At 65.9% G+C, this 21,328-nt stretch carries 23 protein-coding genes and 2 pseudogenes; 20 read left to right on the plus strand and 5 right to left on the minus strand.

Annotation, left to right across the window (positions count from 1 at the left end; all coding sequences use genetic code 11):
- Window positions 1-50: 50 nt before the first annotated feature.
- From BKX93_RS21675 to BKX93_RS21705, 7 genes are all read left to right on the plus strand, one after another.
- Window positions 51-266, plus strand: coding sequence for an RNA-binding S4 domain-containing protein (locus BKX93_RS21675; RefSeq protein WP_021477288.1), 216 nt, complete (start codon window positions 51-53; stop codon window positions 264-266).
- A gap of 1 nt (window position 267) precedes the next feature.
- Window positions 268-462, plus strand: a complete 195-nt coding sequence (locus BKX93_RS21680; RefSeq protein ID WP_070981322.1) for an oxidoreductase-like domain-containing protein — start codon at window positions 268-270, stop codon at window positions 460-462.
- Window positions 449-1,306: a 3',5'-nucleoside bisphosphate phosphatase gene (locus tag BKX93_RS21685; protein WP_046158562.1), complete on the plus strand. Its 858-nt coding sequence runs from the start codon at window positions 449-451 to the stop codon at window positions 1,304-1,306. Before BKX93_RS21680 ends, BKX93_RS21685 begins: the two co-directional genes overlap by 14 nt.
- 18 nt (window positions 1,307-1,324) lie before the next feature.
- On the plus strand, window positions 1,325-1,948 hold the full coding sequence (locus tag BKX93_RS21690) for an L-threonylcarbamoyladenylate synthase (protein WP_046158561.1): 624 nt from the start codon (window positions 1,325-1,327) through the stop codon (window positions 1,946-1,948).
- 25 nt (window positions 1,949-1,973) lie between these two features.
- Window positions 1,974-2,615, plus strand: coding sequence for a site-2 protease family protein (locus tag BKX93_RS21695; RefSeq protein ID WP_046158560.1), 642 nt, complete (start codon window positions 1,974-1,976; stop codon window positions 2,613-2,615).
- A gap of 78 nt (window positions 2,616-2,693) precedes the next feature.
- Complete coding sequence (locus tag BKX93_RS21700) at window positions 2,694-3,335, plus strand: site-2 protease family protein (protein ID WP_046158559.1); 642 nt, start codon at window positions 2,694-2,696, stop codon at window positions 3,333-3,335.
- Window positions 3,336-3,408: 73 nt separating this feature from the next.
- Window positions 3,409-4,605 carry a tryptophan--tRNA ligase gene (locus BKX93_RS21705; protein ID WP_070981324.1) on the plus strand — a complete coding sequence of 399 codons (1,197 nt, stop codon included), beginning with the start codon at window positions 3,409-3,411 and terminating at the stop codon, window positions 4,603-4,605.
- Window positions 4,606-4,689: 84 nt separating this feature from the next.
- Here the strand turns inward: BKX93_RS21705 and BKX93_RS26020 are convergent.
- From BKX93_RS26020 to flgA, 5 genes and pseudogenes are all read right to left on the minus strand, one after another.
- Window positions 4,690-5,031: pseudogene (locus BKX93_RS26020) on the minus strand (methyl-accepting chemotaxis protein); the annotation flags it as partial.
- 219 nt (window positions 5,032-5,250) lie between these two features.
- Window positions 5,251-6,015, minus strand: a pseudogene (locus tag BKX93_RS26025) (PAS domain-containing protein); the annotation flags it as partial.
- Window positions 6,016-6,197: 182 nt separating this feature from the next.
- A complete protein-coding gene (locus BKX93_RS21715) occupies window positions 6,198-8,774 on the minus strand; it encodes a TonB-dependent receptor plug domain-containing protein (RefSeq protein ID WP_070981326.1) in 2,577 nt (858 codons plus the stop codon).
- Between the two features lie 358 nt (window positions 8,775-9,132).
- Window positions 9,133-9,390 carry a hypothetical protein gene (locus BKX93_RS21720; RefSeq protein WP_046158555.1) on the minus strand — a complete coding sequence of 86 codons (258 nt, stop codon included), beginning with the start codon at window positions 9,388-9,390 and terminating at the stop codon, window positions 9,133-9,135.
- Between the two features lie 59 nt (window positions 9,391-9,449).
- A complete protein-coding gene (gene flgA / locus BKX93_RS21725; RefSeq protein ID WP_083340630.1) occupies window positions 9,450-10,148 on the minus strand; it encodes a flagellar basal body P-ring formation chaperone FlgA in 699 nt (232 codons plus the stop codon).
- 130 nt (window positions 10,149-10,278) lie between these two features.
- Here flgA and flgB point away from each other — a divergent pair, with 130 nt between their 5' ends.
- The 13 genes from flgB (at window position 10,279) to BKX93_RS21790 (ending at window position 21,311) form a co-directional block, all read left to right on the plus strand.
- A complete protein-coding gene (gene flgB, locus BKX93_RS21730; protein WP_011135253.1) occupies window positions 10,279-10,632 on the plus strand; it encodes a flagellar basal body rod protein FlgB in 354 nt (117 codons plus the stop codon).
- Window positions 10,633-10,635: 3 nt separating this feature from the next.
- The gene (flgC, locus tag BKX93_RS21735) at window positions 10,636-11,040 is read left to right on the plus strand and encodes a flagellar basal body rod protein FlgC (protein WP_021477632.1); all 405 of its coding nucleotides are present in this window, start codon (window positions 10,636-10,638) and stop codon (window positions 11,038-11,040) included.
- Window positions 11,037-11,705 (plus strand): flagellar hook capping FlgD N-terminal domain-containing protein, encoded by a 669-nt coding sequence (locus BKX93_RS21740; RefSeq protein ID WP_046159082.1) that lies wholly within the window; start codon window positions 11,037-11,039, stop codon window positions 11,703-11,705. Before flgC ends, BKX93_RS21740 begins: the two co-directional genes overlap by 4 nt.
- A 19-nt stretch (window positions 11,706-11,724) precedes the next feature.
- Window positions 11,725-12,906 (plus strand): flagellar hook protein FlgE, encoded by a 1,182-nt coding sequence (locus BKX93_RS21745; RefSeq protein ID WP_046159083.1) that lies wholly within the window; start codon window positions 11,725-11,727, stop codon window positions 12,904-12,906.
- A 4-nt stretch (window positions 12,907-12,910) separates the two neighbouring features.
- Window positions 12,911-13,642 carry a flagellar basal body rod protein FlgF gene (locus BKX93_RS21750; RefSeq protein WP_070981328.1) on the plus strand — a complete coding sequence of 244 codons (732 nt, stop codon included), beginning with the start codon at window positions 12,911-12,913 and terminating at the stop codon, window positions 13,640-13,642.
- Between the two features lie 24 nt (window positions 13,643-13,666).
- A complete protein-coding gene (gene flgG, locus BKX93_RS21755; protein ID WP_046159085.1) occupies window positions 13,667-14,455 on the plus strand; it encodes a flagellar basal-body rod protein FlgG in 789 nt (262 codons plus the stop codon).
- Window positions 14,452-15,105 carry a flagellar basal body L-ring protein FlgH gene (flgH, locus tag BKX93_RS21760; RefSeq protein ID WP_021477636.1) on the plus strand — a complete coding sequence of 218 codons (654 nt, stop codon included), beginning with the start codon at window positions 14,452-14,454 and terminating at the stop codon, window positions 15,103-15,105. Before flgG ends, flgH begins: the two co-directional genes overlap by 4 nt.
- Window positions 15,106-15,113: 8 nt before the next feature.
- Window positions 15,114-16,220, plus strand: coding sequence for a flagellar basal body P-ring protein FlgI (locus tag BKX93_RS21765; RefSeq protein WP_046159087.1), 1,107 nt, complete (start codon window positions 15,114-15,116; stop codon window positions 16,218-16,220).
- A complete protein-coding gene (locus BKX93_RS21770) occupies window positions 16,220-16,642 on the plus strand; it encodes a rod-binding protein (protein WP_021477638.1) in 423 nt (140 codons plus the stop codon). The genes BKX93_RS21765 and BKX93_RS21770 overlap by 1 nt, the downstream gene beginning before the upstream one ends.
- A gap of 12 nt (window positions 16,643-16,654) precedes the next feature.
- A complete protein-coding gene (gene flgK / locus BKX93_RS21775) occupies window positions 16,655-18,022 on the plus strand; it encodes a flagellar hook-associated protein FlgK (RefSeq protein ID WP_046168228.1) in 1,368 nt (455 codons plus the stop codon).
- Between the two features lie 9 nt (window positions 18,023-18,031).
- On the plus strand, window positions 18,032-18,940 hold the full coding sequence (gene flgL / locus BKX93_RS21780) for a flagellar hook-associated protein FlgL (RefSeq protein ID WP_046159090.1): 909 nt from the start codon (window positions 18,032-18,034) through the stop codon (window positions 18,938-18,940).
- 3 nt (window positions 18,941-18,943) lie between these two features.
- Window positions 18,944-19,978 (plus strand): hypothetical protein, encoded by a 1,035-nt coding sequence (locus BKX93_RS21785; RefSeq protein WP_070981330.1) that lies wholly within the window; start codon window positions 18,944-18,946, stop codon window positions 19,976-19,978.
- 118 nt (window positions 19,979-20,096) lie between these two features.
- Window positions 20,097-21,311 (plus strand): phospholipase D-like domain-containing protein, encoded by a 1,215-nt coding sequence (locus BKX93_RS21790; protein WP_070981332.1) that lies wholly within the window; start codon window positions 20,097-20,099, stop codon window positions 21,309-21,311.
- The last annotated feature ends 17 nt before the right edge of the window (window positions 21,312-21,328 follow it).

Genomic DNA, 21,328 nt, shown 5'->3' on the forward strand with positions numbered 1-21,328 from the left:
GCCTTGTCCACAGGCCGCTCACAAGCCTGTCCAGAACGAGTGTGCAAAACATGAAGGAAACTTACCAACTCTCCGGCGAGTACATCGCGCTGTGCGATCTGCTGAAAGCCTGCAACGTCTGCCATTCCGGCGGCGCGGCCAAGCATTTCATCGCCGAGGGCAATGTGTCGGTGGACGGGCAGGTCGAGCTGCGCAAGACCTGCAAGATCCGCGCCGGCCAGCAGGTCAGCGGCGATGGCTTCCTGATCGCGGTCGAGGCGGCCTGACATGGAAGACCCCGCCGACATCATGCCGGAGCCGCCGTTCGAGGTGGGCGACGACATGTGCTGCGGCAGCGGCTGCGAACCGTGCATCCTGGATATCCACCAGCAGGAGCTGCGCGCCTACCGCGCGCGGCTGGCAGCCAGGGAGAAGCGCCAGGCGGAGCGGCGGGCCGGGGGAGGCGACGATGGCCAATATTGACCTGCATTTCCATTCCAGAACTTCGGACGGCGCGTTGACGCCGACCGAGGTGATAGACCGCGCCGCTGCGCGCGCGCCGTCCTTGCTGGCGCTGACCGACCACGATTGCACCGGAGGCCTGGCAGAGGCCGCCGCCGCCGCCGCGCGGCACGGCATCCCCTTCCTCAATGGCGTCGAAATCTCGGCGACCTGGGGCCGGCACACGGTGCACATCGTCGGCCTGGGCATAGATCCGGACGAGCCCGCGCTGGCCGTTGGCTTGAAATCGATACGGGATGGCCGGCTGGAGCGGGCGCGGCAGATGGGGGCTTCGCTCGAGGCGGCCGGCATCGCCGGCTGCTTCGAGGGCGCGATGCGCTGGTGCGACAATCCGGAAATGATCAGCCGCACCCACTTCGCCCGCCATCTGGTGGACAGCGGCGCGGTCAAGGACATGCGCGCCGTGTTCCGCAAATACCTGACGCCGGGCAAGCCGGGCTACGTCGCGCACGAATGGGCCAGCCTGGCGGACGCCGTCGGCTGGATCGTCGGCGCCGGCGGCATGGCGGCGATCGCCCATCCCGGCCGCTACGATATGGGCAAGACGCTGATCGAGCGGTTGATCCTGGACTTCCAGGCCGCGGGCGGCCAGGGCATCGAGGTGGCTTGCGGCAGCCACAGCCTGGACGACATGCACAAGTTCGCGCTGCACGCCGACCGCCACGGGCTTTACGCCAGCAGCGGCAGCGATTTCCACGCGCCGGGCGAGGGCGGGCGCGACGTCGGCCATACCGAGGACTTGCCGCCCATCTGCAAGCCGATCTGGCGCGAGCTGGACGCGCGCGTCTTGAGGCCGGCGGGCTGACATAACAAGGACAAGAACATGGCGCAATTCTTCGTGATCCATCCCGACAATCCCCAGGCCAGGCTGATCCGCGAGGCGGTGAAGATCCTGCGCGAGGGCGGGGTGATCGCTTATCCCACCGATTCCTGTTACGCGCTCGGCTGCGCGCTCGGCGACAAGGAGGCGATGGAGCGGATTCTGGACATCCGCGGCGTGGACCTGAAGCAACGGATGATGACGCTGGTGTGCCACGATCTGTCCGAGCTGGCCAACTACGCCAAGGTGGACAACCGCCAGTACCGGCTGCTGAAGAGCGCCACGCCGGGCAGCTACACCTTCATCCTGCAGGGCACGCGGGAGGTGCCGCGCCGCACGCTGCACCCGAAGCGGGCCACCATCGGCCTGCGCGTGCCCGATCACAAGGTGGCGCTGGCCTTGTTGGAAGAGCTGGGCGGACCCATCTTGTCCTGTACCTTGATGCTGCCGGGCGACGACGCGCCGATTTCCGATCCTTATGAAATCCGCGAGCGGCTGGAGCACCAGGTGGACGCTGTCGTCGACGGCGGCTGGTGCGGCACCGAGCCGACCACCGTGATCGACATGACCGACGGCGTGGAACTGGTTCGCGAGGGCAAGGGCGCGCTCGCGCCGTTCGGTTTTTGATTCATTTTTTGTCTGTTAGGAAATCATGCAGGAACTCTCTTTGATCCAGACGCTGGCGGTGTCGATATTGCCGGTGCTGTTCGCCATCACCATGCCCGCCGGCGCCCAGGCCTTCATGGCCGACCGTCTGGGCGACCGCACCGCCTACATGACCGGGCGGCGCACCTTCAGTCCCTTCGCCCACATCGATCCCATCGGCTCCGTCGTGCTGCCGATGATAGGCGTGGCGATGGGCGGCTTCATCATCGGCTGGCCCAAGTCGCTGCAGCTGAATCCGGGCGCGATGCGCAAGCCGCGCACCGCCCTGGCCAAGGTGGCGGTGGTCACCCCGCTGGCCAATCTGGCCATGGCGCTGTTGTGGGCCGGCGCGATCGCCGCCTCCGCCTACGCGCCGGACTATTTCCGCGCGCCGTTGCAATGGATGGGGCTGATCGGCATCAAGGTCAATGTGGCGCTGATGATCTTCACGCTGATTCCGCTGCCGCCGCTGCCGGGCGGCGTCATTCTGCAGTCGCTGCTGCCGTCGCGCGCGGCCTGGCAGTTTTCCAAGGTGGAGCCTTACAGCTTCTGGATCCTGCTGCTGCTGATGTTCAGCGGCGTGCTGGGCGGCCTGCTGATGCCGCTGCTCAAACTGGTCAACATGCTGATTCTGAGCTTGGTTCTGTAGCGGCGCGATTGCGGCCGGATTTGCCAAATCCGCGCGGGGCTGTCATGTTCATAGCGTGGCAGAGCGCGGAGAACGGACATGTTCGACCCCAATCAGCTGGTGCAGCAAGTCACGATTTATGCGTTGCCGGTATTGCTGGCCATTACCTTGCACGAAGCGGCGCATGCTTACGCCGCGCGCCGCTTCGGCGACGACACCGCCTATCTGCAGGGGCGGATGACGCTGAATCCTTTCAAGCACATCGACCCGATAGGCACGGTGCTGCTGCCGCTGTTGACCATCTGGCTGGGCAGCTTCGTGTTCGGCTGGGCCAAACCGGTGCCGGTCAACTTCAACGCCTTGCGCAAGCCGCGCCAGAACATGCGCTGGGTGGCGGCGGCCGGGCCGCTGGCCAATCTGGCGATGATGCTGGCCTGGGTGGCCTTGCTGAAACTGGCGCTGGGCATGGACGGCGCCTATCGCGATCCGCTGATGCTGATGAGCAAGGCGGGCATCAGCATCAACATCTCGCTGATGCTGCTCAATCTGCTGCCCATCCTGCCGCTGGACGGCGGCCGCATCGTCTACAGCCTGCTGCCTCCCGGCATCGCCTGGCGCTACGCGCAGACCGAGGGCTGGGGCATGTGGCTGCTGCTGATTCTGGTGGCCAGCGGCCTGTTGGGCGTCATCCTGCAGCCGCTGTATGTCTTGATGTATCATCTGCTGCAATTGTTTTTCTAGAACCCTGAGCGGGCCTGGCCGCCGGATGGAGCCGGCGGCTTTTCATTTCCCGCGCAACCGAGAGCATAACAATATGTCCGCCAACCGCATTCTCTCCGGCATGCGCCCCACCGGCAGCTTGCACCTTGGCCACTATCACGGCGTGATCAAGAACTGGGTGGAGCTGCAGCACAGCCACGAATGCTTCTTCATGGTGGCCGACTGGCACGCGCTGACCACCAACTTCGACGATGTGTCCATCATCGGCAAGTCCATCAACGAGATGGTGATCGACTGGCTGGCCTCCGGCGTCGATCCGGAAAAGTCCACCGTTTTCGTCCAGTCCAAGGTGCCGCAGCACGCGGAGCTGCATCTGGCGCTGTCGATGGTGACGCCGCTGGGCTGGCTGGAGCGGGTGCCGACCTACAAGGACCAGATGGAGAAACTGAGCCACAAGGATCTGACCACCTACGGCTTCCTCGGCTACCCGTTGCTGCAGGCGGCCGACATCCTGGTATACAAGGCCGGGCTGGTGCCGGTGGGCGAGGACCAGGTGCCGCACATCGAGCTGACGCGCGAAGTGGCGCGCCGCTTCAATCACATGTTCGGCCGCGAACCCAACTTCGAAGAGCTGGCGAAGGCCGCGGCGAAGAAAATCGGCAAGGCCGGCAAGCTGTTCGAGCAGCTGCGCAACCGTTATCTGCAGGACGGCGAAGTGGAAGCGCTGATGCAGGCGCGCGATATTCTGGCGGCCAGCCAGAACCTGGGCGCAGCCGATCGCGAGCGGCTGCACGGCTGGCTGGAGAACAAGGGCAAGACCATCCTGCCGGAGTGCGAGGCCAAGCTGACCGCCGCGTCCAAGATGCCGGGCCTGGACGGGCAGAAAATGTCCAAGTCCTATGGCAACACCATCACCATGCGCGAAGCGCCGGAGACGGTGAGCAAGAAGATCCGCGGCATGCCGACCGATCCGGCCCGCGTGCGCCGCACCGATCCGGGCACGCCGTCCAAGTGCCCGGTGTGGCAGCTACACGAGGTGTACAGCGACGGCGAGACCAAAGAGTGGGTCAAGGCCGGCTGTACCACCGCCGGCATCGGCTGTCTTGACTGCAAGCAGCCGGTGATCGACGCCGTGGTGCGCGAGCAGCAGCCGATGTTCGAGCGCGCGGAAAAATACCTGAGCAATCCGAAGCTGGTGTCCGAAATCCTCGCCGACGGCAATGCCCGCGCCGAGAAGGTGGCGCGCGAGACGATGAACGACGTGCGCGCCGCGCTCGGCCTGGGCTACTGACGCCGCGCCTCCCCTGGGACAATCGGATGGAATGAAAAGCCGGGCCGCATGATCGCGGCCCGGCTTTTTCGCCGTTTCGGCGTTTCAGCTCTGCTGCAGCAGTTCCGACACTTCTTTCACCACCAGCACCACGTCGCGCGCACCGGTGCGGATCTCCTGGATCGCGCTGCGCGCCTGGTCGGCCAACTGCAGGCTGTTGCCGGCCAGCTCCTGCATCTGCCGCATCGCGTCGATGGCCGAGCGGGAATCGTCCTGGATGCTCTTGACGATGCCGGATATCTCGCCGGTGGACTGGCTGGTGCGTTCGGCCAGTTTCCGCACCTCGTCGGCCACCACCGCGAAGCCGCGGCCCATCTCGCCGGCGCGCGCCGCCTCGATCGCCGCGTTCAGCGCCAGCAGATTGGTCTGGTCGGCGATGTCGCTGATGGTGTTGACGATGCTGCCGATCTGGTCGGAGCTGTCGCCCAGCTTGGACAGGATGCCGGACGAGGTTTCCACGCTGCCGGCGACGCGGTTGATCTCGGTGGTGGCTTGCTCCAGCACTGAGCTGCCCTGTATCGACAGCTGCTCGGTGTTTTCCGACGCATGCACCGCGGACTGGGCGTTTTCCGCCTGCTGCCGCAGCTTCGTCATCTGCTCGCTGATGTCGCTGGCGAACTTCACCACCCGCACCGGCCGGCCGTTCGGGTCCAGCACCGGGTTGTAGGTGGCCTGCAGCCAGATCACGTCGCCGTTGCGGTTCACCCGGCGGAACTGCCCTTCCAGAAAGCGCCCTTGCCTCAGTTGCTGCCACAGCTGGCCGTACTCAGGGCTTTGCGCGTAACTGGCCTCGCACAGCATGCGGTGCTGCTTGCCGAGCACTTCGGCGCGCTGGTAGCCGAATACTTTCAGGAAATTGTCATTGGCGTCCAGGATGTTGCCGTCTAGATCGAACTCGATCCGCGCCATGGAGTGGTCTATCGCCTGGCGCAGCGCCTTGCTGTCCTGCTCCGCCTGAACCTGGGAGGTGATGTCGGTGGCCACCTTGATCACTCCGGTCACCTTGCCGGCCTCGTCGACGATGGGCGAGTAATTGGCCTCCAGCCATATTTCGCCGCCGTCCTTGCGCAATCTGAGAAAGTGGCCGGATTGGAATTCCCCGCGGCCTAGTTTCTGCCAGAACTCCCGGTAGTCCGCGCTGTTCGCAAAGCTGGGCGGGCAAAACATGCGGTGGTTGCGGCCGACGATCTCGTCGGCGCGGTAGCCCATTGCGTTCAAAAAGTTGTCGTTGGCCTGAACAATGTCGCCATTGGCGGAAAACTCGATCACCGCCATTGAGCGCTCGATGGCGGCCAGCCTGCTGTGGACTTGCGCCAGACTGTGCTGGGTGGTTTCAAGCTGTCGGGTAAGAGATCGGGTGAAAAAGACCATTCCTGCATTCCTTCAATCAAAACTAGGGCGAGTAGCGTGTTCAAGCCGTCCTTGGGCGGGCGGTCTTATGGGTACTGTCTAGTGCAGATTAATACAGAATAGGTAGATTTACTGATCTTTGATACCGCGGCAATAAAAACGGCGCCCGCTTGGCGAGCGCCGTCATGCCGGTGGTTGGAGGTTCAGTCCAGCTTGTAGCGCACGCCCAGGGTGAAGGCGCGGCCGCCGGGATCGTACTGGGTGGCGTCGTAATAGTGGCTGGCGTTGGAGTCCCAGGGCGGCCGGCGATTGGTCAGGTTCTGCACGGCGGCGGTCAGCGTGGTGCGCTTGATGCCGGCGTAGCTGGCGCTCAGGTTGAGGGTGTCCAGGCCATTGACCTGCTGTTGCGTGGTATCGCTGCCGGTCTGGGTGTAGCCGTCGGTATGGAACCAGGTGAGGGTGGACGACCAGTTGCCGGCATCCCAGTTGGCGGAGGTTTGGCCCTTCCAGCGCGGCAGCGCGCCCAGCAGATTGCTGCCCGCGCCTTCCTGCATGTCGCCGCCCTGCTGCAGCGGCTGGCGGAACGACAGCAGCCGGCTCCATTGCGCGGCCAGGGTCAGCTTGCCGCCGGGCAGTTTCCAGCCCTGCCGCAGCTCGATGTCGAAGCCCGAGGTCTCGCGGTCGCCCAGATTGGTGAATTGCTGGGTGATGGTTTGCAGCCGGCCTTGGGCGTCGCGGACGATGGCGCCGGGGTTGGCGCCGGGGTTGCGGATGATGTTGCCCACGTCTTCCAGGCCGATCACGTCGCGTTGCCGGATGCGGTAGTAATCCAGACTGACGCTGGTATCGGCGCTGGGCGCGAGCACCAGGCCCAGGTTGGCGTTGGTGGATCGTTCCGGCTTGATGTTCGGATTCGCCGTGATCAGGTGGGTGAAGGCGACGTTCTGGCCGGGCGTCAGCGGATCGTACGGGTCTTGCGCCGCGCTGTAGCTGACGGCGGTGCTGCTGGTGATTTCCGGCAGGGACGGCGCGCGGAAGCCGCGCGACACCGAGCCGCGCAGAGTCAGGCTTTCCAGCGGCTGGTAGCGCAGGCCCAGCTTGGGCGAGAAGGCGTTGCCGAAATCGCTGTAGTGGTCGGCGCGGGCGGCGGCGCTGAGGCTGAGGGTCTTGTGCAGCGGCACGTTGAATTCGCCGTAGGCCGCCTGGATGGTGCGGCCGCCGCGGATCAGGTCCAGCGCCGGGCGCAGCTCGGCGCCGCTGGCCACTTCCGCCGAGGTGCCGGCGTTCATCATCTCGCGCCGCAGCTGGTAGCCGGCGGCGAAGCCCACCGGGCCGGCCGGCAGCTGCGCCAGCTCGGTGCTGGCGGTGGCGTCCAGGCTGGCGACGCGGTACCAGGCGGGACGCATGGTGCTGATGCGCAGGCTGTCGCGCGCCGCCTCGCTGTTGCGCGAGGGGTCGATGAAGTTGTAGCCGCCGTTGGCGAGCAGCCGCTCGTAGGCGTAGCGGTTGACGAAGTTATACGCGTATTCGCGCAGCCGGCTGTCGGAGTACAGGCCGGACACATCCCAGTCCCAGGCGTCGCCGCTGCCCTTGACGCCCAGCAGCAGGCGGCGGAACGACACGCTGTCGGTCTTGTTTCGTTGACCCAGATCGAACAGGTTGGCGGTGATCGGCGTCGGCGAGGCGTTGGGATTGGAGGGGTTGCCGGCCGGCAGCACGTTGCTGATCGACGTCAGCGATTGCGAGGCCGCGTCCCAGGCGCGCAGGCTGCCGGAGACGGACAGCGGCGGCCCGAAGATCTGGGTGCTGTGATTGGCGCCGTAGAGGAATTCGGCGTAAGCCTCGGTGGCGGCGTTCAAGCGGTAGCTGCCGTGCAGCGCGGCGTGATAGCGCTCTATGCCCGGTATCAGCGTGGTGTACTGTGCCGGGTTGTAGGCCCAGATGCGGCCGCTCTTGCCGGGGTTTACCGCGCTGTAGTCCAGGTCCTGCAACGGTCCGGTCGCCATGGGGAAGCGCTGGGTCGGGTTGCCGTTGTAGTAGTTGGTCGGCGTGCGTACCAGCTTGCCGCCAGGCAGGCCGCGGAAATCGTTGTCCTTCAGCCAGTCCACCCCGTTTTGGTCCAGCCGGTCCCGCTTCTGGGCGTCGAAGGAGAACCAGACGTTGTAGCCGTCCTTGTCCGGGTCGCCCTTGCCGGCCAGCAGATTGAAACGGCGTTCATCCTGGCCGGTGCTGGTGTCGCGGCCGATGTCGGCGCCCAGCTCCAGCCCCTGGTAGGACGGGTACAGGATGATGTTGACCACGCCGGCGATGGCGTCCGAGCCGTAGATGGCCGACGCGCCGTCTTTCAGGATCTCGATGCGCTTCACCGCTTTCAGCGGCAGCGAGTTCAGGTCGACGAAGGTTTCCTGCAGGTCCTGGGCGGTGGCGTAGTTGGACACGCGCTTGCCGTTGACCAGCACCAGAGTGTTGCGCTGCCCCAGGCCGCGCAGCGAAACGCCGGCGGTGCCGGCCGAGAAGCTGCCGGTGTACTGCTCGTTGAAGCTGTTGCCGCTGTTGACGGCCAGCGAGCGCAATACGTCGGGCAGGCTGGTCTTGCCGCTGCGCTCGATGTCGGCGGCGCTGACGACTTGCACAGGATTGGTCTTGGCCTTGGAGCTGGCGCGCAGGTTGGAGCCGGTGACGGTGACGCGTTCCAGCGAATTGTCGCCGGCATCGGCGGCGTGGGCGGAAAAAGGCAAAGCGGCGCCCAGCCCGGCCAGCAGCAGGGTGTGTTTGATCATCACGAAACTTTCTTTGTTATGGGAGGAAGCGGTGCGCCTGTCCGGAAGGGATTAGCCGGACAGGCTGCGACAGCGGATGGGCTGCGCGGAAGGGGAGTGCTTGATGCTTTGCATGGTGGATACAAAATACATAATTATCTGATATGCAGAATGTATCGATGCGAAACGGATATGTGAAATGAAAGTTTCCGCTTAGTTAATTCCCTTGGCGGGATATTGCGCGCGGACCCCGCGGCCCCCGAACGACTGGCGGTTTGAAGCTTGCGGGTGGCTTGAGGCCTGGCCGACGCGGCGGAGTGGGATGAGCGGCGGTTTGCCGCCAGCCAGGGCGGGGATGCGAAAATCGGGGGCGGATAGCTTAATGGCCTGGCCGCATCGCCTCGACTTGTTGGCGCAGCGCTTCGCGGCAGCTTTGGAGCGCCTGCGGCGTTTGCGCCGCCTGCACGCAGCGCTGGGCGGATTGCAGCACCTGGATGTGCTGAGACAACATCTGCAGCTGCTTGGCTTTCATCTCGCCGAAGCGGGCCGGATCGCGGCCGTGCGGCGCGGAGGCGGCGGGGGCGGCCAGCGCCAGCGACGGCAGCAGGGCGAGGATGGCGGTCAGCGCTTTCTTCATGGCGTTCTCCTTGAGGCGGGATGCCTGATCGAGATATACACCACCGCCATCCGCGGCGCTCAGTCCAGCGGCTCGATCTCGCCGCCGGGGCCGACGCGGCCGCGGATCACCTTGCCGCTGGAAAGATTGCGCACGCGTATCGTTTCGCCCTGATGGCCATTGTCCAGCGCCTCGCCGGCGGCATTGACCTCGACGCCGTCCTGGCGGGCGACGATGCGGGCTTCGGCGCCGCGCTTGACCAGCAGCGGCGCCTGCAGCTGGCGGCGGCGCAAGGGCTGGCCGTCGGCGATGGCGGCGCGCGAAGCCAGGCCCTGCGGCGGCGCGGCGGCGCCGAACAGATCGGCCGGGTCGCTGACCGGCCGATTCGCCCAGGCGATGTCTTCTTCCCGCAGCGGCTCGCCGGCGCGCAAGCCGCGCGCGGCCACCGCCACCCGGGCGCTGGCGGCGGCGCGGACGATGACGGCGCCGCGCCAGCCGCTGGCGGGGCAGCGCAGTTCGAAGCGCATGCGGCTGAAGGCGCGGCTATCGGCCGCGTCGGCCTGCCACGGCGCCGCGCAGGCGGCGGGCAGGTCGCGCGGGGGCAGCAACTGCAGCCGGATGTCGGCTTGATCGAGTCCGGCGTCGGCCAGCCGCTGGCGGACCAGTTTTTGCGCCTGGCGCTCCACTTCCTGTTCGGCCGGCGAGGCCGCCAGGGCGGTTTGGGCGATGGCGAGCAGCAGGCAGCCGAGGCTGTAGCGGGTTTTTGCGAATTTTTCCATTACAAAATGCGTGGTAATTGTTGCGTATACGGTGACGGGCGCGCTTATTAGTATCGCTTTCCAATTGAATAGCTATTCATAGTAAATAGCTTGAACATGGTAGTGAACTGATAGGGTCAAGGCAATGGGCATGCATCTGGACAAGGCCCTGAGCATCCATCCCGAGGCCTTGCGGCTGCGGGCGGATCGGACCCGGGTGCTGGCGTCGAACATCGCCAACGAGAACACCCCGGGTTATCAGGCGCGTGACATCGATTTCAAGGCGGCGCTGGCATCGGCGGCCGCCGATTCGCCATTGGCGTTCGACGACGGCGGCGGCGATCTGCTGTACCGCCTTCCCAATCACCCGTCCCGCGACGGCAACACCGTCGAGCTCAGCGTCGAGCAGGCCGAGTTCTCGCAGAACGTTTCCGAATTCCAGACCAGCCTCACCTTCATCAACATGAAGCTGCACGGTTTGGCCAAAGTGATAGCGGGGCAATAAACCATGTCATTCCGCGACATCTCGCGCATCGCCGGTTCCGCCATGACCGCGCAGACGGTGCGTCTCAACACCGTGGCCAGCAACATCGCCAACGCCGACACCTCCGCCGGCACCGAGCAGGCCGCCTACCGCGGCCGCAAGCCGGTGTTCAGCAGCCAGATGCAGGGCGAGGGCATGGGCGTGCAGGTGCTGGACGTGGTGCAGAACCAGGAGCCGGTGCGCAAGGCGCACGAGCCGGGCAATCCGCTGGCCGACACCGACGGCAATGTTTTCTACAGCAACGTCAACGCGGTGGAGGAGATGACTGACATGTTGTCCGCCACCCGCGCCTTCCAGACCAATGTCGAGGTGCTGGCCAAAGTGAAAACCATGCAGCAGGACCTGCTGAAACTGGGAGATACCGCATGAGCGTGGAACAGGCGCAATCGAGGCAGCTCGCCGCCAACGGCGGCCAGAAGGATGGCGCGCAGAACGTGGCCAAGAACGGCGCGCAGCCGACCAACGACATGTTCATGACGCTGCTGCTGGCGCAGATCCGCAACCAGAGTCCGCTGGATCCGGCCGATCCGTCGCAGTTCGTCAGCCAGCTGGCGCAGATGAGCCAGATGCAGAGCACCCAGGACATGCTCAAGCAGCTGCAGAGCCAGGGCGCGATGCTGCGCGAGCTGCAGGGCGTGGCGCTGGGCGCGCAGGTGGGCAAGCCGGTGCTGGTGCAGACCGACCGCATCCGCAGCGACGGCCAGGGCGAGCTGAACGGCCGCCTGACGCTGGCAGGCCAGGAGGACGGCGCGACGCTGATCCTGACCGACGCCGCCGGCCAGCGCACCCGCATCGAGCTGGGCAAGCGCGCGGCGGGCGCGTCCGATTTCAAGATCAAGCTGGCCGATTACCATCTCGCCGCCGGCAACTACCAGCTGGAGCTGTCCACCGCGTCCGGCAGCAAGGGGCTGTTCGAGCTCAAGGCCGAGGTCGGCGGCGTGCGCCTGCCGGTCAACGGCGGCGAGCCGGTGCTGAGCCTGGCCGGCATCGGCGACTTCCCCGCTTCTTCCGTATCCGCCTTGCTTTCCGCTTAAAGTCACCCCGGAGATAACCATGAGCTTCGAGATCGCCCTTTCCGGCATCAACGCCGTCAACAACCAGCTGGGCAGCGTCAGCGACAACATCGCCAACTCCGGCACCTACGGCTTCAAGTCCGGCCGGGTGACTTTCGCCTCAGCCTACGCGGGCAGCCAGGCGATGGGCGTCAACGCCAATCCCAATAGTCAGAACATCGGCCGCAACGGCGGCCTGGTCAACACCGGCCGCGCGCTGGACGCCGCCATCGACGGCCGCGGCTTCTATGTGTCGCGCAGCACCGCCGGCGCGGTGACTTACAGCCGGGTGGGCATTTTCGACACTGACAAAGAAGGCTATCTGATCGACAACTACGGCGGCCGCGTGCAGGGCTACGGCCAGTCCGAGGACGGCGTGCTGGGCGCGCTGGGCGACATCCAGATTCCCACCGGCAACATTCCGGCCAAGCCCAGCGACCAGCTGAAGTACACCGGCAACATGTCGGCCGGCTGGGCGGTGCAGACAGTGCCGTTCGACAAGGGCGTGTCGCAGAGCTTCAACCATTCCACGATATCCGCGGTGTACGACTCGCTGGGCAACAAGCACAACCTGACCCAGTACTTCTGCAAGAGCGCCGACAGCACCATCACCGTCCACTACCAGCTGGGCGACAAGATGCTGGCCGCCACCACCGATCTCAAGTTCGACACCAATGGCAAGATGACGCAGCCTACCGCTCCGGTGGACCTGGACCTGGGCTCCCCGGCCGGCGCCAGCGCGCTGAAAGTGGCGCTGGACTACAGCGGCACCACCCAGTATGCCGGCGAAGGCAGCACCACCCGCAGCGCCGCCAACGGCTATCCGCCGGGCGCGCGCACCGGCGTCAGCCTGGGCGAGAAGGGCGAAGTCATCGTCAGCTACAGCAATGACCAGAAGCAGGTGGTCGCGCGTCTGGCCATCGCCAACTTCGCCAATCAGGGCGCGCTGACCGCGGCCTCCCAGACCAGCTGGCAGGAGTCGACCGCTTCCGGTCCGGCGCTGCTGTCGCCGGCCGGCAGCAATATGGCCGGCAAGCTGGTCACCAGCTCGCTGGAGCAATCCAATGTCGACGTCACCTCCGAGCTGGTGTCGCTGATGACCGCGCAGCGCAATTATCAGGCCAACACCAAGGTGATCTCCACCGAGAACCAGGTGATGCAGGCGCTGATGCAGGCGGTGTAAGGCGATGGACAAGCTGATCTACACCGCGATGAGCGGGGCGGGCCGGATGCTGCGCGCGCAGCAGATCCACGCCAATAACCTGGCCAACGCCGAAACCGGCGGCTTTCGCGCCGACATCGACACCGCCGTCAGCCAGGAAGTGCCCGGCTACGGCTACGACGCCCGACTGCTGAGCCTGAATGCGCCGACCGCGCTGTCCGACCGCAACGGCACCGTGGTGGAGACCGGCCGCGAGCTGGACATCGCCTTGCAGGGCGACGGCTTTTTCGCCGTCGCCGCGCCGGACGGCAGCGAGGCCTACACCCGCGCCGGCAGCATGACGGTGGGCGCCGACGGCGGGCTCAGCGTCAACGGCCACCCGGTGCTGGGCGACGGCGGCCAGATCCGCCTGCCCGAAGGTTTTCTCAAGGCAAGCGTGGCCGCCGACGGCACGATTTCCGTGCTGAACCCGGATGACAACGCGATGCAGCCGGTGGACAAGCTCAAGCTGGTCAAGCCGGAGGCGCGCGAAGTGGGCAAGCGCCCTGACGGCTTGATCGCCGCGCGCCAGGGCGGCCCGCTGCCGGTGGACGACAGCGTGCGCGTGCAAAGCGGCCACCTGGAGCGCAGCAACGTGTCCGCGGTGGAGGAAATGGTGTCCACCATGACGCTCAACCGCAATTTCGAAATGCAGATGAAGCTGTTCAACGCCGCCAGCGACATGAACGAAGCGGGCAACCGCCTGGTGCGCGGCTGAACGCCCGACTGATTGGGAGATACGATGAATCCGGCACTTTGGATCAGCAAAACCGGCATCCAGGCGCAAGACGCGCGCCTGACCGCCATCGCCAACAACCTGGCCAACGTCAACACCACCGGCTTCAAGCGCGACCGCATGATGTTCGAAGACCTGTTCTATCAGGTCGAGAAGCAGCCCGGCAGCAAGGTGGACGACAACAATACCTCGCCGTCCGGCGTGCAGATGGGCAACGGCACCCGGCTGGTGGGCAGCCAGAAGGTGTTCACCGAGGGCAACATCACCACCACCAACCAGAGCCTGGACGTGGCCATCATCGGCCAGGGCTTCCTGCAGGTGAAGATGGCCAACGGCGAGACCGGCTACACCCGGGCCGGCCAATTGGGCCTGAACAAGGACGGCGTGCTGGTGACCGCCCAGGGCCTGCCGCTGGAGCCGGAAATCCGCATCCCGACCGACGCCTCCAAGGTTTCCATCAGCGAAACCGGCGAAGTGTCGGTGACCCGCGGCACCAGCACCACGCCGGAAGCGGTGGACCGCATCCAGCTGGCCGGCTTCATCAATCCGGCCGGCCTGCTGGCGCTGGGCGACAACCTGTTCCAGAAAACCGACGCCAGCGGCGACGCCAATGCCGGAGATCCGGGCAGCGGCGCGCTGGGCAAGCTCAAGCAAGGCAGCCTGGAAGGCTCCAATGTGCAGGTGGTGGAAGAGATGGTGGACATGATCGCCGCGCAGCGGACCTACGAGATGAACACCAAGGTGCTGTCCGCCGCCGACAATATGCTGCAGCAGCTGGGCCAGTCGGTACGATGACGCTTGCCCGCCTCGCGCCGCTGGCGGCCTTGCTGCTGGCGGCCTGCGCCCAGTTTCAGCCGCCGCCGCCGGAGCCGGACCCGTTGCCGGAGCTGATGCGGCAGCAGACTTCGCAGCCGATCGGCGGCGGCGTGTTCACGTCCGGCGGCTCGCTGTCGCTGACCTCGGACAACCGCGCCTTCCGCCCCGGCGACGTGCTGACCGTGGTGCTGGAAGAAACCACCCAGGCCAGCAAGCAGGCCGGCACCAGCTTCGGCAAGAAGTCCGGCGCCAAGATCGGCCCCTCGCTGATCGGCAACACCACCTTCAACGCCCAGGTCGGCATCGACGCCAACCGCGACTTCAACGGCTCGTCCAGCTCCACCCAGCAAAACGCGCTGGCCGGCTCGCTGACCGTGGTGGTGCACAAGGTGCTGCCCAACGGCCTGTTGCAGGTCAAGGGCGAGAAGCAGCTGGCGCTGAACCAGGGCGAGGAAATGCTGCGCCTGGCCGGCTATGTGCGGGTGGAAGACATCGACACCGACAACCGCGTTTCCTCGCTGCGGATCGCCAACGCCCGCATCGGCTATTCCGGCAGCGGAGCGCTGGCCGACGCCAACAGTCCTGGCTGGCTGATGCGCTTCTTCGCCAGCCCGCTGATGCCGTTCTAAGGTTTTTCATGATATCGAGACAGATTCGAAGCCTGATCGCCGCCGCCTTGCTGGCGGCGTTGTCGTTGCCGGCCGCGGCCCGTCCGCTGCGGCAGCTGGTCAATGTGGAAGGCATACGCGACAACCAGCTGATAGGCTACGGCATCGTCGTGGGCCTGGACGGCACCGGCGACAACTCGCAGGTGAAGTTCTCCGGCCAGTCGGTCGCCAACATGCTCAAGCAGTTCGGCCTGAAGATGCCGGAGAAGACCGACACCCGCGTCAAGAACGTGGCCGCGGTGATGGTCAGCGCCAGCCTGCCGCCCGGTTACAACCGCGGCCAGACCATAGACGTGACCGTGTCGTCGCTGGGCGACGCCAAGAGCCTGCGCGGCGGCACGCTGCTGCTGACCCAGTTGAAGGCGGCCAACGGCGAAGTCTACGCGCTGGCCCAGGGCAGCGTGGTGATAGGCGGCCTGTCGGCGCAGGGCAAGAGCGGCTCCAGCGTCACCGTCAACACGCCCACCGCCGGGCGCATTCCCAACGGCGCGTCGATCGAGCGCGAGATTCCCAGCGATTTCGAGCAGGGCGACAGCATACGCCTGAGCCTGCGCCGCCCCAGCTTCGAGACCGCCACCAATGTGGTGAGGACGATCAACCGCAGCTACGGCAAGATCGCCACCACCCGCAACGCCACCACCATCGAGGTGAGGGCGCCGGGCGATCCGACCGAGCGCGTGGCCTTCGTCGCGCGGCTGGAGAAGCTGAACGTGGACGTCGGCGCGGAAATCCCGCGCGTGGTGTTCAACTCCCGCACCGGCACCGTGGTGATCAGCGAGGGCGTCACCGTGCGCCCGGCGGCGGTGTCGCACGGCAGCCTGCGCGTAGTGATTTCCGAGTCGTCCCAGGTCAGCCAGCCCGGCCCGTTCAGCAACGGCACCACCCAGGTGGTGCCCGACTCCCGGGTGCAGGTGGAGCAGGGCCAGGGGCGGATGTTCAAGTGGCCGGCCGGCGCCAGCCTGCGCGCCATCATCGATACGGTCAATCGCACCGGCGCCACGCCGGACGACGTGATGGCCATCCTGCAGGCGCTGGACCAGGCCGGCGCGATAGACGGCGAACTGGTGGTGATCTGATGCTGAACAACGATTTGCAGAACCCGTCCGCCGGAGCCGGCGGCGACGCGCCGGTGGCGGCCGCCAGTCCGGAATACCGCAAGAAGGCGGAAAAGGCGGCCGAGATGTTCGAGGCCCAGTTCGTCCGCGAGATGTTCAAGCAGATGCGCAAGACCACGCGCGAGGTGGCGGGCGAGGACAGCGTCTTCGCCAACTCGATGAACGCCGACATGCTGGATATCGCCGACGGCGCCTTGGCCGACCAGCTGGCCAGCCAGCGCACTTTCGGCATCGCCAAGGTCATCCTGGCGCAGCTGCTGCCGGAGGATGGGAATATTCCCGTTAAGGATGTGGACGCCGCCGTCGCCAGTCTGAAGCAGGGCCGGGATGCCGGCCAGGGGCTGGCGGCCTTCGCCCCGCCCATGTTCCCACTCACCAAGTGATGACAGCCAACCATGCGCATGATCAATAACGCGCTGTCCGGCGCCCAGGCGGCGCAGGTCGCGCTGAACACGGCCAGCCAGAACATCGCCAACCAGCAGACGCCCGGCTATTCGCGCCAGGGCGTGGTGCTGGCCACCCAGGCTCCGGGCGCCGGCGATCCGCTGAGCGCCGGCTACGGCGTCAACGTCAGCAACGTTCGCCGCTTCAGCGACGATTACAAGAACTTGCTGCAATGGCAGGCCGGCTCCAATGTCGGTTCGATGTCGGCTTCCCAGCCGTATTTCACCCAGCTGGAAAAGGTGATGGGCAGCAAGGGCAGCAGCCTGTCCGAAGGCTTCGACCAGTTCTTCGCCGCGCTGAACGCCGCCAGCCTGGACTCCAACACCATGCGCGACCAAGTGGTCCGCTCGGCCGGCGCGCTGGCGCAGCGCTTCAACAACCTGGACGGCGTGCTCACCTCGCAGCTGGGGGCCATCGCCGAACAGCGCAACGCCACGCTGACGCAGATCAACAGCGCCACCGCCAATCTGGCGATGCTGAACGAGAAGCTGACGTCGGCCAAGGCCCAGGGCATCAACACATCCGGCCTGGAGGACGAGCGCGATCGCCAGATCGACGCGCTGTCCTCGCTGATCGAGGTGAGGGTGGTGGCGCAGCCGGACGGCAGCAAGACCATTTCGCTGAAGAATGGCCTGCCGCTGGTGGCCTCCGACAGCGCCGCCACACTGTCCAGCGAGGCCCAGCCGGATGGCAGCCAGCAACTGAAGCTGGCTTTCGGCACCGAAAAGTACGCGATGGCGGGTTCTGATCTCGGCGGCCAGCTGGGCGGGCTCAACCGCTTCGAAGCGGAAAATCTGCGGCCGGTCCAGGCCCAGGTGCGCACGCTGGCCGGCGAACTGGCCGCCCGCGTCAACGACCAGCTGGCCAAGGGCTACGACATGAATGGCCAGCCGGGCAAGCCGTTGTTCCGCTATGACGCCGGCGCCGCCCACGGCCTGTTGCAGAGCACCGGCATCCTTGCCTCCGAGCTCGGTTTTTCCGCCGATCCGGCCAAGCCCGGCAACAACGACAATCTGCTCGAGGTGTTGAAGGTCAAGCAGCAAGCTTTCCCGCTGGCCGGCGTCGGCAATGTGACGCTGGGCGACGCCTATTCGCAGATGATCGGCCACCTCGCCATTTCCAGCCAGGCGAACAAGGCCGGGCTGGACACCGCCAATGTGATCCGCGCCGAGGCGGAAAAGAGCTGGCAGGCGACCTCGGGCGTCCAGCGGGACGAAGAGGCGGTCAGCCTGATCGAATTCCAGAAGATGTACCAGGCCAATATGAAAGTGATCTCGGTGGCCAACCAGCTGTTCGAAAGCACCCTGGCCATCCTGTAAGGACTTAGCATGCGTATTTCCAGCAACCAGTACCAATCCGTCGTGCTGCTGGCCATGCAGAACAGCAGTTCCGGCATGTCAGAGCTTTTGCAGAAGATGTCCAGCGGCCAGAGCATGCTCGTGCCGTCGGAGAATCCCATCGCCAGCGTGCGCCTGCTGCGTCTGCAGCGCGAAGAGGCGTCGCTGAAGCAGTACCGCGACAATATCGGCGCGCTCAAGTCGCAGCTGACCAAGAACGAAACGCTGCTGAGCGGCATCAGTTTCAGTTTGCGCGACGCGCGCGACCTGCTGGTGGCCGCGGCCAACCAGCCGGCGACCGACGACCTGAAGGCGATGGCCTCGCCATTGGCCAGTCTGCGCGACAGCATCCTGTACGCGGCCAACACCAAGGACAGCGAAGGCCGCTACATGTTCTCAGGCAGCGCGGTCAACAGCGCCACCATTGCCGTGGACGACGCTCAGCCGGCCGGCAGCCGCTACCGCTACAACGGCAACAGCGACCGGCAGCAGGTGACCGTGGGCGAGGGCGTGACCCAGACATCCAATGTCACGCTGGAGGCCATGGCCCCCTTGCTCAACCAGCTGGACAAGGCGATCGCCACGCTGCAAAGCCCTACCCTGGACAGCAAGGACCCGGCGGTGGGCGCCACCATGCGCGAGGTGATGAACGGCGTGGACGCCGCGCTGGATCGAGTCGGCGGCACCATTTCCGAGCTGGGCGGCGCGCAGAACGTGCTCAAGACCTTGGACGGCAACCATGACAGTCTGAGCCTGGCCAACCAGGGAAGCATCATCGAGCTGGGCAGCCTGGACTACGCCACCGCCTATATCGACATGAACAATCTGTCGATGGCGCTGCAGACCAGCCAGAAAGCCTACGGCAAGGTCAGCCAGCTGACGCTGTTCGACGTGATCTAAGCCATGTCCACCACGTTCAGCGGCATCAAGCAGACCAGCGGCGACAAGCGCTGGAGCAAGGACGGCGCGGCCGTCGCGGCGGCCAGCCCGCGCGCGCTTGCGGCCGCGCGCCCGGCGCTGGAGAGTCCGCGTCCGTCGGCCGGGGCCGCCAGCGGCTGGCGCTACAGCACCCAGCTCAACGAGCAGCTGAGCGCCGCGCAGTGCGCGCTGGGCTACGTCGACGGCATGCTGCGGCAGATGGAAAGCTTCAAGGGCAATCTCAGCCGGCAGCTGTCGCAGCGCCAGTTGGACAGCGGCAGCCTCAAGTTCCAGCGCGGCGAGCTGGAGGCTAATTGGCAACGTCGCCAGGCCGACAGCGCGGGGAGTCTGGACAGCCAGTTGCGGCTATCGCTGGGCGCGCCCGCTCGGCAAAGCTTCAGCGTGCGCGGCCTGGACCTGGACAGCCTGACCGGCGGCCAGCCGGAGACCCTGGTGTTCGCGCTGGATGGGCAGACCGCGCCGGCCGCGGTGCGGGTGGGCGACGGCATCAGCCGCGACGCCGCGCTGCGTCGGCTGAACCAGGCGCTCGGTCCGCTGGGCGCGCGCTGCGAGCTGGACGATCATGGCCGGCTGGGCTTCAGCTGCAGCGAGCAGGATTGGGCGCGCCTGCGCGACAGCCTGACCGTGCGCGGCGGCGGCATGCGCTTTCCCGGCGGCATGCCGCAACCGTTGCCGGCCCAGGCCGAGCCGGCTGCGCTGGACGCGGGGCAGTGGCAGCTGGACGACCATGCCCAGGTGCGCCAGACCCTGCAAGGCGTGGTGCGCTCCATCGCCCAGCTGCAGCAAACCCGCGCGGCCATCGGCAGCGCCATCGCCGAAGCCAGGCAATCGATAGGGCAGCTGGCCCGCACCGATGAGCAAAGCTGGGCCAGCGGCTTCGTCAGCGATTTCAACGCCAGGCTCAATCAGACCGCCGACTTCAACCATTTGCAGCAACTGGTGCCGGCGCTGCTGGGCATCAGCCGCTATCGCGTGATTTCGCTGCTTTCGCTTCGTTGACGGACCACAGCGGGCCCGTCTTGACGGCTGTCCCTGCGGGGCAGCCTTTTTTCGTGCCGGCTACACACCCGCTTAACATGTCCATGGCATGATGCGCCCTTTTCTAAAGGATGCTGCAATGTCCAAACGCTGGTGGCCGCTGGCCCTGATCATGGCGTCCTCGCTGGCCCGCGCCGATTTCTCCATTTCCGGTTTCGAGCTGGTGCACACCGCGCCGCGGCATGCCGGCCTGGACACGCCGGATTTGCGCGACCCGGCCACGGCGTGGGGACAGTTGTTCGATTCGGCCAAGCGGGAGATCGCGCTGGAGCAGTTCTATGTGGCGGGACAGCCCGGCAGCCTGATGGACGGCGTCATCGAGCGGCTGGACGCCGCTGGGCGGCGCGGCGTGAAGATCCGCTTCCTGATGGAAAAGAAAGGCATGTTCGCCAGCGACCCGGCGACGATAGAGCGGCTCAAGCGCATTCCCAATTTGGAGTACCGCCAGCTCGACTACAACCAGCTGACCGGCAACGGCATCATCCACGCCAAATTCATCGTGGCGGACGGACAGTCCGCTTATGTCGGCAGCCAGAATTTCGACTGGCGCTCGCTGCAGCACATCCATGAGACCGGCCTCAAGGTTGACGACGCGGCGATGGCCGGCCGCATGCAGGCCATTTTCGAACAGGACTGGGCGGCGCAGGCGACGCTGGCTGCCGGCGGCAAGGTCAAGCCCTTGCGCGAGGTGGAGCAGGCGGCGGACCTGTCCCAGCCGGCGGTGCTGCTGGCCAGCCCCAACGCCTACAATCCGGACGGCGTCGGCGATTCCGAACAGGCGTTGCCGCGCTTGATGGCCGAGGCGAAGGACGAGGTGCGCATCCAGTTGCTGGATTACGCGCCGCTCAGCTTCGGCAAGCCGCGCAGCTACTACCCGGTATTCGACAATGCCATCCGCGGCGCGCTGGCGCGTGGCGTCAGGGTCAAGCTGATGGTGTCGGACTGGAATCTGGAAAAGCCGGGCGTGGACTATCTGAAAAGCCTGGCTGTGCTGCCAGGCATGGAGGTTCGCGTGGTGACCATTCCGCGGGATGGCGCGTGCATCCCCTTCGCCCGCGTCATTCACAGCAAGACCATGGAAATAGACGGCAGGATAGCCTGGGTCGGCACCAGCAACTGGAGCGGCGGCTATATGGACAAGTCGCGCAATCTGGAAGTGGCGCTGCGCAGCGAGTCCATGGCCAGGCGCATCGCCGAACTGCACGAACAGACCTGGTCCTCTCCCTACGCCGCGCCGCTGGACGTCTCACGTTCATACCAGGCGCCGGACAAAGCCTGCCGTCAGGCGGGCTGACGCCCAGGCCCGGGTCA

Source organism: Chromobacterium vaccinii, from assembly GCF_001855275.1.
In the GTDB taxonomy this organism is placed as follows: Bacteria; Pseudomonadota; Gammaproteobacteria; order Burkholderiales; family Chromobacteriaceae; genus Chromobacterium; species Chromobacterium vaccinii.

Excerpts from the sequence above, each read along its gene's own strand:
- BKX93_RS21675 (WP_021477288.1), top strand. The coding sequence starts at position 51 with ATGAAGGAAACTTACCAACTCTCCGGCGAGTACATCGCGCTGTGCGAT.
- BKX93_RS21680 (WP_070981322.1), top strand. The coding sequence starts at position 268 with ATGGAAGACCCCGCCGACATCATGCCGGAGCCGCCGTTCGAGGTGGGC.
- BKX93_RS21685 (WP_046158562.1), top strand. The coding sequence starts at position 449 with ATGGCCAATATTGACCTGCATTTCCATTCCAGAACTTCGGACGGCGCG.
- BKX93_RS21690 (WP_046158561.1), top strand. The coding sequence starts at position 1,325 with ATGGCGCAATTCTTCGTGATCCATCCCGACAATCCCCAGGCCAGGCTG.
- BKX93_RS21695 (WP_046158560.1), top strand. The coding sequence starts at position 1,974 with ATGCAGGAACTCTCTTTGATCCAGACGCTGGCGGTGTCGATATTGCCG.
- BKX93_RS21700 (WP_046158559.1), top strand. The coding sequence starts at position 2,694 with ATGTTCGACCCCAATCAGCTGGTGCAGCAAGTCACGATTTATGCGTTG.
- BKX93_RS21705 (WP_070981324.1), top strand. The coding sequence starts at position 3,409 with ATGTCCGCCAACCGCATTCTCTCCGGCATGCGCCCCACCGGCAGCTTG.
- BKX93_RS21715 (WP_070981326.1), bottom strand. The coding sequence starts at position 8,774 with ATGATCAAACACACCCTGCTGCTGGCCGGGCTGGGCGCCGCTTTGCCT.
- BKX93_RS21720 (WP_046158555.1), bottom strand. The coding sequence starts at position 9,390 with ATGAAGAAAGCGCTGACCGCCATCCTCGCCCTGCTGCCGTCGCTGGCG.
- flgA (WP_083340630.1), bottom strand. The coding sequence starts at position 10,148 with ATGGAAAAATTCGCAAAAACCCGCTACAGCCTCGGCTGCCTGCTGCTC.
- flgB (WP_011135253.1), top strand. The coding sequence starts at position 10,279 with ATGCATCTGGACAAGGCCCTGAGCATCCATCCCGAGGCCTTGCGGCTG.
- flgC (WP_021477632.1), top strand. The coding sequence starts at position 10,636 with ATGTCATTCCGCGACATCTCGCGCATCGCCGGTTCCGCCATGACCGCG.
- BKX93_RS21740 (WP_046159082.1), top strand. The coding sequence starts at position 11,037 with ATGAGCGTGGAACAGGCGCAATCGAGGCAGCTCGCCGCCAACGGCGGC.
- BKX93_RS21745 (WP_046159083.1), top strand. The coding sequence starts at position 11,725 with ATGAGCTTCGAGATCGCCCTTTCCGGCATCAACGCCGTCAACAACCAG.
- BKX93_RS21750 (WP_070981328.1), top strand. The coding sequence starts at position 12,911 with ATGGACAAGCTGATCTACACCGCGATGAGCGGGGCGGGCCGGATGCTG.
- flgG (WP_046159085.1), top strand. The coding sequence starts at position 13,667 with ATGAATCCGGCACTTTGGATCAGCAAAACCGGCATCCAGGCGCAAGAC.
- flgH (WP_021477636.1), top strand. The coding sequence starts at position 14,452 with ATGACGCTTGCCCGCCTCGCGCCGCTGGCGGCCTTGCTGCTGGCGGCC.
- BKX93_RS21765 (WP_046159087.1), top strand. The coding sequence starts at position 15,114 with ATGATATCGAGACAGATTCGAAGCCTGATCGCCGCCGCCTTGCTGGCG.
- BKX93_RS21770 (WP_021477638.1), top strand. The coding sequence starts at position 16,220 with ATGCTGAACAACGATTTGCAGAACCCGTCCGCCGGAGCCGGCGGCGAC.
- flgK (WP_046168228.1), top strand. The coding sequence starts at position 16,655 with ATGCGCATGATCAATAACGCGCTGTCCGGCGCCCAGGCGGCGCAGGTC.
- flgL (WP_046159090.1), top strand. The coding sequence starts at position 18,032 with ATGCGTATTTCCAGCAACCAGTACCAATCCGTCGTGCTGCTGGCCATG.
- BKX93_RS21785 (WP_070981330.1), top strand. The coding sequence starts at position 18,944 with ATGTCCACCACGTTCAGCGGCATCAAGCAGACCAGCGGCGACAAGCGC.
- BKX93_RS21790 (WP_070981332.1), top strand. The coding sequence starts at position 20,097 with ATGTCCAAACGCTGGTGGCCGCTGGCCCTGATCATGGCGTCCTCGCTG.